This is a genomic window from Pseudomonas sp. FSL R10-0056 (assembly GCF_009600105.1).
Classification (GTDB): Bacteria; Pseudomonadota; Gammaproteobacteria; order Pseudomonadales; family Pseudomonadaceae; genus Aquipseudomonas; species Aquipseudomonas bubulae.
This window is the reverse complement of sequence record NZ_WIWL01000184.1, coordinates 41059-51444: the sequence shown is the minus strand read 5'-3', so window position 1 is coordinate 51444 and position 10386 is coordinate 41059. Positions and strand designations below refer to the sequence as shown.

The following is a 10386-nucleotide window of genomic DNA, read 5'->3' as shown; positions in this document are numbered from 1 at the left end:
GCTCACGCGGCCATCCTGTCGCAGCCGCCGGGCTCGGTGGCGGGGCGTTTCCGCACCACTGAACAGGGCGAAATGATTCGCTTCAAATTCGGCCTGCCGGACATTGCCGAGCAAAATCTCAACCTGTACCTGGCCGCCGTGCTGGAGGCCACTTTGCTGCCACCGCCCCTGCCGGAGCCGGGCTGGCGGGTACTGATGGATGAGCTGGCGGCAGACGGGGTCGCTGCCTACCGTGGCGTAGTGCGGGATAATCCGCAGTTCGTCGAGTACTTTCGCCAGTCCACTCCGGAGCAGGAGCTGGGCCGCTTGCCTCTGGGCAGTCGGCCGGCCAAGCGCCGGGCAGGGGGCATTGAAAGCCTGCGGGCCATCCCGTGGATTTTTGGCTGGACCCAGACCCGCCTGATGTTGCCCGCCTGGCTGGGTTGGGAAACTGCATTGCGTCGTGCACTGGAGCGCGGTGAAGGTGATCAACTGGCACAAATGCGTGAGCAGTGGCCCTTCTTTCGCACCCGTATCGACATGCTGGAAATGGTCCTGGCCAAGGCCGATGCCGATATCGCCCGGCTTTACGACGAGCGCCTGGTGAGCCCGGAACTGCTGCCATTGGGTGCGCACTTACGCGACTTATTGTCGCAGGCGTGCGCAGTGGTGCTGGGCTTGACCGGGCAGGCGCAGTTGATGGCACATAGCCCGGAGACGCTCGAGTTCATCCGTTTGCGCAACACTTACCTTGATCCTCTTCATCTATTGCAGGCCGAGCTGCTGGCACGCTCGCGTCGCCAGCAAGCGGCGCAGGACAGCCCTCTGGAACAAGCGTTGCTGGTGACTGTGGCCGGGATCGCGGCCGGCTTGCGCAACACCGGCTAAGGCAAAACAGCGGCAAATGTCGCGCCAGAGCGGACGGGGACACGGCAGACTGGATGCCGATCGCTGCGCGGGCGCGACACTTTATTGTGGGGTTGCGACCTGTGACACCCGGCCGCACAGGCCCGTTTGGCTGTAATTTTTCCTACTTTGGGCGGCTTGTGTGGGCCGGGCCTGCTGTGTATCTTGATCAGCCCTTGGCCGTTTTGATGGCCATAACCCGATTTTGAGACTGGCCCAAAGAGGCGAGTTTGTTGTCATTTAAATAAAAAATTTGAGGAGCACATCGATGCGCGTAATTCTGCTGGGAGCTCCCGGGGCCGGTAAAGGTACTCAGGCAAAGTTCATCACTGAAAAATTTGGCATCCCGCAAATCTCCACCGGCGACATGTTGCGTGCAGCCGTAAAAGCCGGCACCGAGCTGGGCCTGATCGCCAAAGGCGTGATGGACAGCGGTGGCCTGGTTTCCGACGACCTGATCATCAATCTGGTCAAAGAGCGCATTGCTCAGCCGGATTGCGTAAACGGTTTCCTGTTCGACGGTTTCCCGCGCACCATTCCGCAAGCTGAAGCGCTGGTTAAAGCCGGTGTCGAGCTGGACCACGTGCTGGAAATCGCCGTTGAAGACGAAGAGATCGTCCAGCGTATTGCTGGCCGTCGTGTACACGAAGCCTCGGGCCGTGTGTACCACACCGTCTACAACCCGCCAAAGGTTGAAGGCAAGGACGATGTGACCGGCGAAGATCTGGTACAGCGCAAGGACGACACCGAAGAAACCGTTCGTCACCGCCTGTCTGTTTACCATTCGCAAACCAAGCCGCTGGTGGACTTCTACCAGAAGCTGGCCGCTGCTCAGGGCAAGCCCAAGTACAGCCACGTTGAAGGCGTTGGCTCGGTCGAATCGATCACGGCCAAGGTGCTTGAAGCACTGAGCTGATAAGTCGATTTTGCGTCATGACAACAGCCCGCTTGCGGGCTGTTGTTGTTTATACTGCTGCACTTTTTTCAATTCTGATTCTGACGGGAACACCGATGACCACCTTGCTGGCCCTGGATACCGCGACTGAAGCTTGCTCAGTTGCCTTGTTGCACGATGGCAAGGTTACTAGCCACTACGAGGTGATCCCGCGCCTGCATGCGCAAAAGCTGTTACCGATGATCAAGGCGCTGCTGGCCGCGGCCGGTGTCGAGCTGTCGGCGGTTGAGGCCATTGCCTTCGGTCGCGGGCCTGGTGCCTTTACCGGTGTGCGTATTGCCATTGGCGTGGTTCAGGGCCTGGCCTTTGCACTGGAGCGCCCGGTGTTGCCGATCTCCAACCTGGCGGTCCTGGCCCAGCGTGCTCACCGTGAGCACGGCGCAACCCAGGTGGTGTCGGCGATCGATGCACGCATGGACGAGGTGTATTGGGGCTGCTACCGCGAAGAAGCGGGTGAGATGCGCCTGCAAGGCGCTGAAGCGGTATTGGCGCCTGAGGCTGCGGCCTTGCCCGATGGTGCTACAGGCGACTGGTATGGCGCGGGCACTGGCTGGGGCTATGCCGAGCGCTTGAACGTCAAGCCGTATGCAATGGACGCAGGCATGTTGCCCCACGCCGAAGACCTGCTGACCCTGGCCCGCTTTGCCTGGGCCCGCGGCGAAGCCATCCGTGCCGATGACGCCCAGCCTGTGTACCTGCGCGACAAGGTAGCGGCTACAAAAGCCGAACGTGGCGTTTGATCCACTTTTGTAGCAGCTGCCGAGCGGAGCGAGGCTGCTGCTACAAAATGGCCGGCCCATTTGCTTAGTCTGCCCTGCGCCGCTAAATTGTATCTATCGTTACAGAGCATGCAGCCATGCGCATTGACAGCTTTTCTCCCCGGTCATACCCCATCAAGCGCAAGCCGCGTAATGGTCAGGCGGTGGTTGATGAGTCGGTTGAAGACACTGAGGCTGCGCCCGAAAACACCCCCCGCACATCCTCCGGCGCCGAGCGCATCAGCCAGTTGCCGGTGCGCTCGCAAGACATGATCTTCCAGCGCGCCATGAGCAAAAGCGCGGCCAGTGCCCTTGCCAGCTACCTGACCACCGCAGGCTTCGTCGACTGGGAACAGGAAGTGCTGGGCCTGGATCTTTACATCTGAGTACATGACTGACCTTCCTTACTACCTCGGTTGTCCGTCCTGGAGTGAAAACGCCTGGCGCGAAGGGCTGTATCCGCAAAACGCCCGCCCGGCGGATTTTCTGAGCCTGTATGCGCAGGTGTTCAATGCGGTCGAGGGCAACACCACGTTTTACGCCAGGCCTGCACCGACCACGGTGGTCCGATGGGCACAAAGCCTGCCTGAACACTTTCGGCTGACGGCCAAGTTCCCTCGGGATATCAGTCACGGCGGTGATTTGCGCGAGCAATTGCATGCAGCCGAAGACTTCCTGCAACTGTTGCAGCCCTTGGGAGCGCGTGTAGCGCCATTTTGGCTACAACTCCCGGCAAGCTTCGGGCCACAGCGCCTGGCGGAGCTGGTGAGCTTTGTGGACGCCTTGCAGAGGCCGTTGGCCGTTGAGGTGCGGCATCCGGAGTTCTTCGCCAAGGGCGATGCCGAGCGCCTGCTCAATCGTCTGCTGATGGATCGAGGGGTTGAGCGTATCTGCCTTGATTCGCGGGCACTGTTCAGTTGTGATTCGGGCGACCCTGCCGTGCTTCACGCACAATCGAAAAAGCCCAGGGTGCCCCCACGTCCGGCGGCTTTCACGCAATGTCCGCAGGTGCGTTTTATTGGCCGTCCGGAGCTTGAGGCCAACGATCCTTACCTGGTGCCCTGGGTTGAAAAAGTCGCGGGCTGGATCGAGGAAGGGCGCACGCCCTATGTTTTTTTGCACACGCCGGACAATCACCGTGCTCCGGAACTGGCACGGCGTTTTCATCTTCAACTGAGTGAAAGGTTACCTGGGTTGCCGGCATTGCCCGAGCTGCATCCCCCCCAGAGTCGCGAACAACTAGGCCTGCTTTAAGCCGCCAGGCGCAAGTTGTTGACCACCAGCGGGCGTGCCCAGCCCAGATCGAAATCCATGGCCCGTTGTTGCTCGATCAGGGTCATGGCATCGAAGGGCTCGGCAGGCGGCGGCAGCAAGTCAGACTCAAACTCGGCAATGGGCAGATGCAACGCGCGAGGTTCAGGCGCAGGGCCCGGTTCAGGCAGCGGATGGCCCTGAGCCATGACTACTGGGCGCACCCACGTAGTGTTGAAATCCTGCTGGTGTTGTTGCTCGACAATGACCTCAGGCGGGTAGGGCACGCCGGGCGGTGGCAGCAGGTCCAGTTCAAATTCGGCAATGGGCAAAAACAGGGCTTCAGGCGGGCGCAGTTCAGTGTCCTGAACGTCGCAGTGGCGCTGGGTCACGATAGTGCCCAAAACCTCACTGCCGCCACGGGGCTCGGCATTTTCATTTTTGGCTGTCGGCGCTGTATCAACCGTCGCATAGTCTTCAGTACCGGACTGCTCGGCCAATGCCTGGGCGTAGAAGTCCTTCCACAGGTGGTTGACGCTTCCTGTGATCTGGGAATTGTGTCGGCCAAAGTCACCAATGGGCGCAATAAAGCCGATAGATGCGGATTGAATGTCTGACATAACTCTCGGTTGGCGCTCAGCTCTGGCAAAATGCCGGATATTTCATTTATCGGCAGTCTTTGCCGATCATTAAATTTTTGAGCGTGTTTTTAGATGATTGAGCAAACAGCGGGCTGTCGTATCAAAGTCGAGGCACTGGACGAAGCTTATCAGGCCCTGGCCGAGCAATGGGCCGAGCGTCTGGGTTTGTCGCTGGACGAACCGGACGCCGAGTTCGCCTTGCAATTGAGCGCTCAGGGTTTGCAGCTGCAGCAGTTGGGCGCAGATGCGCCGGGCCCGGTGCGGGTCGACTTTGTCGAAGGTGGCGCGGCCCACCGCCGTTTGTTTGGCGGCGGCACGGGGCAGATGATCGCCAAGGCCGTGGGCATCCAGCAGGGTGTGCGCCCGCGGGTGCTGGATGCCACGGCGGGCCTGGGCAAGGATGCATTTGTGCTGGCGAGCCTGGGCTGTGAAATGAGCCTGATCGAGCGCCAGCCGCTGATCGGTGCCTTGCTCGAAGACGGGCTGGCCCGTGGTCTGGATGACTTTGAGGTGGCGCCGATCGTGTCGCGTATGCACTTGCTCAAGGGCAATTCGATCGAAGTGATGCGCAATTGGCAAGGCGAACCGCCGCAGGTGATTTACCTGGACCCGATGTTCCCCCATCGCGAAAAAACCGCCCTGGTGAAAAAGGAAATGCGCTTGTTCCGGCCATTGGTGGGTGATGACAACGATGCCCCGGCGTTGCTGGAAGCTGCGCTGGCGTTGGCCAGCCACCGGGTGGTGGTCAAGCGCCCGCGCAAGGCACCGTGCATTGCCGGGCCCAAGCCGAGCCATGCGCTGGATGGTAAGTCGAGTCGTTACGATATTTATCCGAAAAAAGCATTGAAACCTTAAAAGCCCCTCACCCTAGCCCTCTCCCGGAGGGAGAGGGGCCTAAAAGGTAAAAGCAAATCTGCGTAACACCACAGATCAGCCCTCTCACCCTCCGGGAGAGGGTTGGGGTGAGGCTAAAAGGCGCCGCGGTCTCACGACAATGGCTGATACGCCCGCATAAATATCCCCACCACTTCCTGCACATGGGCCTCGCTTTCCTCAGGCCCCGGCGGTTCACCGCCAGCAAACAGCAGGCGAAAGTTCGGCGCGCCCTTGAGCATGCAGAAGAAGTGCTCCGCCGCATAATGGGGGTTGTCGATCTGCAGCGCGCCACTTTGATCCATCTTGCGCAGTAGCCCCTCCATCTCGTGCACCACGCGCTCCGGCCCGGCCTCCAGAAAAATCTGCGACAGCTTCGGGTCCTGGCTGCCCAGGGCAACCATCAGGCGATGCAGGTTCAGCGACTCTTCACTGTTGATCAGCACCTGAAAACCACGGGCAATGTTCACCAATACATCCTTGATCGGCTTGCCTGCAGGTAATTCAAAGAACAGTACCGGCAACTGTTCGGTGCATTTGGACATGATGGCCGAGGAAAACAGGGTCTCCTTGTCGGTGAAGTGACTGTAGACCGTCAGTTTTGACACGCCTGCCAGACCCGCAACCGCATCCATGCTGGTGTTGGCATAGCCCTTGGTCAAAAACAGGGTTTTGGCGGCGTCGAGGATCGACTGGCGTTTTGCCAGGTCCTTGGGGCGCCCGAGGGCATTGGGGGGTAAAGGATTGTCAGACATATCCGTTTATTACTGGACTGGTGAGTTTAGTATTAATAACATGCTGCCAGTATAAATATTCCAAGCCCCATTAGCGAAAGGTCATCACCATGTTGCGCCATGCCTTGCCCCGCGCTGTGCCTGTGTGTCTGCTGTTTTTATTGTCTGGGTGTGGGCAGCAGGAGCCCGCAAAAATCAGCATCAGCCCGGCGATGGTGGTGCAACCGCAGCCTTCGGCACTGGCCAGCCAGAGTTACCCCGGCGAAGTGCGGGCACGCTTTGACCCGCAGTTGGCGTTTCGCATTGGCGGCAAAGTTACCAAGCGTCTGGTGGACGAGGGGGAGCGGGTCAAGGCTAATCAGCCGCTGGCCGAGCTGGACCCGCAGGACGTGCGCCTGCAACTGGACGCCACCCGCGCCCAGGTCGCCGCCGGGCAGGCCAACCTGAACCTGGTGCGTGCCGAGCGCGACCGCTACAAGACCCTGCTGGACCGGCAGATGGTCAGCCGTTCGCAGTTCGACAACGCCGAAAACCTCTACCGCTCAGGCGAAGCCAGGCTGCAACAGCTCAAGGCCGAGCAGGACGTGGCCAGCAATCAGGCGAGTTATGCGGTGTTGCGTGCGCCGCAAGACGGTGTGATTGCCCAGCGCCAGGTCGAAGTGGGGCAGGTGGTCAATGCCGGGCAAACGGTGTTTACCCTGGCTGCCGATGGCGAGCGTGAGGTGTTGATCAGCTTGCCGGAACAGGATTTTGGCCGTTTCAAGATAGGTATGCCGGTAGCGGTCGAGTTGTGGTCGCAGCCTGGCCAGCGCTTCAGCGGTCGCATCCGCGAACTGTCGCCTTCAGCTGATCCTAAATCGCGCACCTTTGCTGCCCGTATCGCTTTCACCGCTGGCAAAGTGCCTGCCGAACTGGGACAAAGTGCCCGGGTGTTTATTCAGAGTGAAGGTGTCAGCTCGCTGTCGGTGCCGTTGTCGGCCCTGACTGCGGAAAATGGTGCGTCCTATGTGTGGCGGGTGGGCCAGGGCAACAAGCTGGAGCAGGTGCCCGTGCGTGTGGGGCCGTTTGGCGAAAGCAGCGTGCCGGTGCTCGAAGGCCTTACGGCCGATGACTGGATTGTCGCCGCCGGTGTGCATGTGTTGCATCCCGGCCAGGAGGTGCGGCCGATTGATCGCTCCAACCGGGCAATCAATATTGCGGCCAAGGAGTGATCCCCATGGGTTTCAACCTGTCTGCATGGGCATTGCGTAATCGCCAGATCGTCCTGTTTCTGATGCTGTTGCTGGCAATCGTTGGCGGTCTTTCTTACACCAAATTAGGGCAAAGCGAAGACCCGCCGTTTACCTTCAAGGCGATGGTAATCCGCACCCTGTGGCCGGGCGCCACGGCTGAAGAAGTCTCGCGTCAGGTCACCGAGCGAATCGAGAAGAAACTGATGGAAACCGGCGAGTACGAGCGCATTGTCTCGTTCTCGCGCCCGGGTGAATCGCAAGTGACCTTTATGGCCCGCGACTCGATGCATTCCGACCAGATTCCCGAGCTGTGGTATCAGGTACGCAAAAAGATCAGTGATATACGCCACACCTTGCCGCCGGATGCGCAGGGGCCGTTCTACAACGATGAATTCGGCACCACTTTCGGCAATATCTACAGCCTGAGCGGCGAAGGTTACGACTACGCGGTACTCAAGGACTACGCTGACCGTATCCAGATCCAGCTACAGCGGGTCAAGGATGTGGGCAAGGTCGAGTTGCTGGGCCTACAGGACGAAAAAATCTGGATCGAACTGTCCAACCTCAAGCTCGCGACCCTGGGTTTGCCGCTGGCTGCCGTGCAAAAAGCCCTTGAAGAGCAAAACGCAGTATCGACGGCGGGCTTCTTCGAAACCCCGACCGAGCGCGTGCAATTGCGTGTGAGCGGTAACTTCAAGACGGTCGAAGAGATCGAGCGCTTCCCCATTCGCGTAGGCGAGCGCACCTTGCGCATCAGCGACGTGGCGGATGTGCGTCGCGGTTTTAATGATCCTCCGGCACCGCGCATGCGCTTTATGGGCCAGGACGCGATTGGCCTGGCCGTGGCGATGAAGGACGGTGGCGATATTCTGGTGCTGGGCAAGGCACTGGACACCGAGTTTGAGCGGATCCAGAAAAACCTTCCGGCGGGGATGCAACTGGGCAAAGTGTCAGACCAGCCTGCGGCGGTGAAAACCAGCGTTGGTGAGTTTGTGCAGGTGCTGGTCGAAGCACTGGTCATCGTTTTGCTGGTGAGTTTTTTCTCCCTGGGTGTGCGTACTGGCATGGTGGTGGCGCTGACCATTCCGTTGGTGCTGGCCATGACTTTTGCCGCCATGCATTACTTTGGCATCGGCCTGCACAAGATCTCGCTGGGCGCGTTGGTGCTGGCGCTGGGCCTGCTGGTCGACGACGCGATCATCGCCGTGGAAATGATGGCGATCAAAATGGAGCAGGGCTACGACCGGCTCAAGGCCGCCAGCTTTGCCTGGACCAGCACCGCGTTCCCGATGCTCACCGGTACGCTGATAACGGCTGCGGGCTTTTTGCCGATTGCCATGGCGCAGTCGAGCACCGGCGAATACACCCGCTCGATTTTCCAGGTGGTGACCATTGCCCTGCTGGCGTCGTGGGTGGCTGCGGTGGTGTTTGTGCCGTATTTGGGCGCGCTGTTGTTACCGGACCTGGCGAAGATTCATGCGGCCAAACACGGCACAGGGGCTGGCGTGCCTGACCCCTATGCAACGCCATTTTACCAGCGCGTACGTCGGTTGGTGGAGTGGTGCGTGACCCGGCGCAAAACCGTGATTGCCCTGACCGCGTTGGTGTTTATAGGCTCGGTGGTGCTGTTCAAGTTTGTTCCGCAGCAGTTCTTCCCGGCGTCCAGCCGACTGGAGCTGATGGTCGATATGAAGCTGGCCGAGGGTGCTTCGTTGAGCAACACCACCGACCAGGTCAAGCAGCTCGAGGCACTGCTCAAGGATCACCCGGGCATCGAGAACTATGTGGCTTACGCAGGCACCGGTTCGCCCCGCTATTACCTGCCACTGGATCAGCAACTGCCCGCGGCGAGCTTTGCCCAGTTTGTGGTGTTGGCCAAGACCATCGAGGACCGGGAAAGCCTGCGCACCTGGTTGATCGACACGCTCAATGAACAGTTCCCGACGATACGCTCGCGGGTGACGCGTCTGGAAAACGGCCCGCCTGTGGGCTATCCGGTGCAGTTTCGGGTGACCGGCGAGCATATCGAAGAGGTACGGGCGCTGGCGCGCAAGGTCGCAGTCCAGGTGCGGGGCAACCCCCATGTGGTTAACGTGCACCTGGACTGGGAAGAGCCAAGCAAGGTGGTCAACCTCAATATCGATCAGGACCGGGCGCGTGCCCTGGGGGTGAGTACGGCCAACCTGTCGCGCTTCTTGCAAAGTACCTTGCTGGGCTCGACGGTCAGCCAGTACCGCGAAGATAACGAGTTGATCGAAATTCTGCTGCGCGGCACAGCCCAGGAACGTACCGAACTGGCGCTGCTGCCGAGCCTGGCGGTACCGACCGATAATGGCCAGAGCGTTGCCCTGTCGCAGATTGCGACCCTGGAGTACGGCTTTGAAGAAGGCATTATCTGGCACCGCAATCGTCTGCCGACCGTGACGGTGCGGGCGGATATTTACGGCAAGGAGCAACCGGCGACCCTGGTGCAGCAGATTCTGCCGACCCTGGAAGGTGTGCGTGCCGAGCTGCCAGATGGCTATCTGCTGGAAGTGGGTGGCACGGTGGAAGACTCCACCCGCGGCCAGGACTCGGTGAAGGCCGGTGTACCTCTGTTTATCGTGGTAGTGCTGACGTTGCTGATGGTGCAGTTGCGCAGTTTCTCGCGCATGGTGATGGTATTCCTGACGGCGCCTTTGGGTTTGATCGGGGTGACATTGTTCCTGTTGTTGTTTGGCAAACCGTTCGGTTTTGTGGCGATGCTGGGCACCATTGCGTTGTCGGGGATGATCATGCGCAACTCGGTGATCCTGGTGGACCAGATCGAGCAGGACAAGGCGGCGGGGCTGGACCCGTGGCGGGCGGTGATTGAAGCGACGGTACGGCGGTTCCGGCCGATTGTGCTGACCGCGCTGGCGGCGGTACTGGCGATGATTCCACTGTCACGCAGCGTGTTCTTCGGGCCGATGGCGGTGGCCATTATGGGCGGGTTGATCGTGGCGACTGTGCTGACGTTGCTGTTCTTGCCTGCGTTGTATGCGGCTTGGTTCAAGGTGAAGAAGGTCTAGGAGCCAA

10 protein-coding genes are annotated in these 10386 nt (G+C 60.0%); 8 read left to right on the top strand and 2 right to left on the bottom strand.

Annotated features, from left to right (window positions below; genetic code table 11):
* The 5 genes from GHO42_RS14785 to GHO42_RS14765 form a co-directional block, all read left to right on the top strand.
* On the top strand, nucleotides 1-867 hold an 867-nt coding region (locus tag GHO42_RS14785; RefSeq protein ID WP_153384160.1), incomplete at its 5' end, for a phosphoenolpyruvate carboxylase.
* 286 nt (nucleotides 868-1153) lie between these two features.
* The gene (adk, locus tag GHO42_RS14780) at nucleotides 1154-1801 is read left to right on the top strand and encodes an adenylate kinase (protein WP_095001284.1); all 648 of its coding nucleotides are present in this window, start codon (nucleotides 1154-1156) and stop codon (nucleotides 1799-1801) included.
* A gap of 95 nt (nucleotides 1802-1896) precedes the next feature.
* The gene (tsaB, locus tag GHO42_RS14775) at nucleotides 1897-2580 is read left to right on the top strand and encodes a tRNA (adenosine(37)-N6)-threonylcarbamoyltransferase complex dimerization subunit type 1 TsaB (protein WP_095018182.1); all 684 of its coding nucleotides are present in this window, start codon (nucleotides 1897-1899) and stop codon (nucleotides 2578-2580) included.
* A 116-nt stretch (nucleotides 2581-2696) separates the two neighbouring features.
* Nucleotides 2697-2984: a hypothetical protein gene (locus GHO42_RS14770; protein ID WP_095018181.1), complete on the top strand. Its 288-nt coding sequence runs from the start codon at nucleotides 2697-2699 to the stop codon at nucleotides 2982-2984.
* 4 nt (nucleotides 2985-2988) lie between these two features.
* The gene (locus GHO42_RS14765) at nucleotides 2989-3852 is read left to right on the top strand and encodes a DUF72 domain-containing protein (RefSeq protein WP_095018180.1); all 864 of its coding nucleotides are present in this window, start codon (nucleotides 2989-2991) and stop codon (nucleotides 3850-3852) included.
* Here the strand turns inward: GHO42_RS14765 and GHO42_RS14760 are convergent.
* Nucleotides 3849-4469 (bottom strand): energy transducer TonB, encoded by a 621-nt coding sequence (locus tag GHO42_RS14760; protein ID WP_095026623.1) that lies wholly within the window; start codon nucleotides 4467-4469, stop codon nucleotides 3849-3851. The two genes, GHO42_RS14765 and GHO42_RS14760, sit on opposite strands and share 4 nt — an antisense overlap.
* Nucleotides 4470-4562: 93 nt before the next feature.
* Here GHO42_RS14760 and GHO42_RS14755 point away from each other — a divergent pair, with 93 nt between their 5' ends.
* Nucleotides 4563-5345 (top strand): class I SAM-dependent methyltransferase, encoded by a 783-nt coding sequence (locus tag GHO42_RS14755; RefSeq protein ID WP_095001289.1) that lies wholly within the window; start codon nucleotides 4563-4565, stop codon nucleotides 5343-5345.
* Nucleotides 5346-5476: 131 nt separating this feature from the next.
* On the opposite strand, the gene GHO42_RS14750 is transcribed toward GHO42_RS14755, so the two are convergent.
* Nucleotides 5477-6118, bottom strand: a complete 642-nt coding sequence (locus GHO42_RS14750; protein ID WP_095020563.1) for a TetR/AcrR family transcriptional regulator — start codon at nucleotides 6116-6118, stop codon at nucleotides 5477-5479.
* 89 nt (nucleotides 6119-6207) lie between these two features.
* On the opposite strand from GHO42_RS14750, the gene GHO42_RS14745 reads away from it, so the two are divergent.
* Together GHO42_RS14745 and GHO42_RS14740 are read left to right on the top strand one after the other, a co-directional pair.
* The gene (locus GHO42_RS14745; protein ID WP_095001291.1) at nucleotides 6208-7308 is read left to right on the top strand and encodes an efflux RND transporter periplasmic adaptor subunit; all 1101 of its coding nucleotides are present in this window, start codon (nucleotides 6208-6210) and stop codon (nucleotides 7306-7308) included.
* A 5-nt stretch (nucleotides 7309-7313) separates the two neighbouring features.
* The gene (locus GHO42_RS14740; RefSeq protein ID WP_153328081.1) at nucleotides 7314-10379 is read left to right on the top strand and encodes an efflux RND transporter permease subunit; all 3066 of its coding nucleotides are present in this window, start codon (nucleotides 7314-7316) and stop codon (nucleotides 10377-10379) included.
* The last annotated feature ends 7 nt before the right edge of the window (nucleotides 10380-10386 follow it).

Bases quoted from the DNA above. Each gene is read 5' to 3' on its own strand.
- adk (WP_095001284.1), top strand. From the start codon at position 1,154: ATGCGCGTAATTCTGCTGGGAGCTCCCGGGGCCGGTAAAGGTACTCAG.
- tsaB (WP_095018182.1), top strand. From the start codon at position 1,897: ATGACCACCTTGCTGGCCCTGGATACCGCGACTGAAGCTTGCTCAGTT.
- GHO42_RS14770 (WP_095018181.1), top strand. From the start codon at position 2,697: ATGCGCATTGACAGCTTTTCTCCCCGGTCATACCCCATCAAGCGCAAG.
- GHO42_RS14765 (WP_095018180.1), top strand. From the start codon at position 2,989: ATGACTGACCTTCCTTACTACCTCGGTTGTCCGTCCTGGAGTGAAAAC.
- GHO42_RS14760 (WP_095026623.1), bottom strand. From the start codon at position 4,469: ATGTCAGACATTCAATCCGCATCTATCGGCTTTATTGCGCCCATTGGT.
- GHO42_RS14755 (WP_095001289.1), top strand. From the start codon at position 4,563: ATGATTGAGCAAACAGCGGGCTGTCGTATCAAAGTCGAGGCACTGGAC.
- GHO42_RS14750 (WP_095020563.1), bottom strand. From the start codon at position 6,118: ATGTCTGACAATCCTTTACCCCCCAATGCCCTCGGGCGCCCCAAGGAC.
- GHO42_RS14745 (WP_095001291.1), top strand. From the start codon at position 6,208: ATGTTGCGCCATGCCTTGCCCCGCGCTGTGCCTGTGTGTCTGCTGTTT.
- GHO42_RS14740 (WP_153328081.1), top strand. From the start codon at position 7,314: ATGGGTTTCAACCTGTCTGCATGGGCATTGCGTAATCGCCAGATCGTC.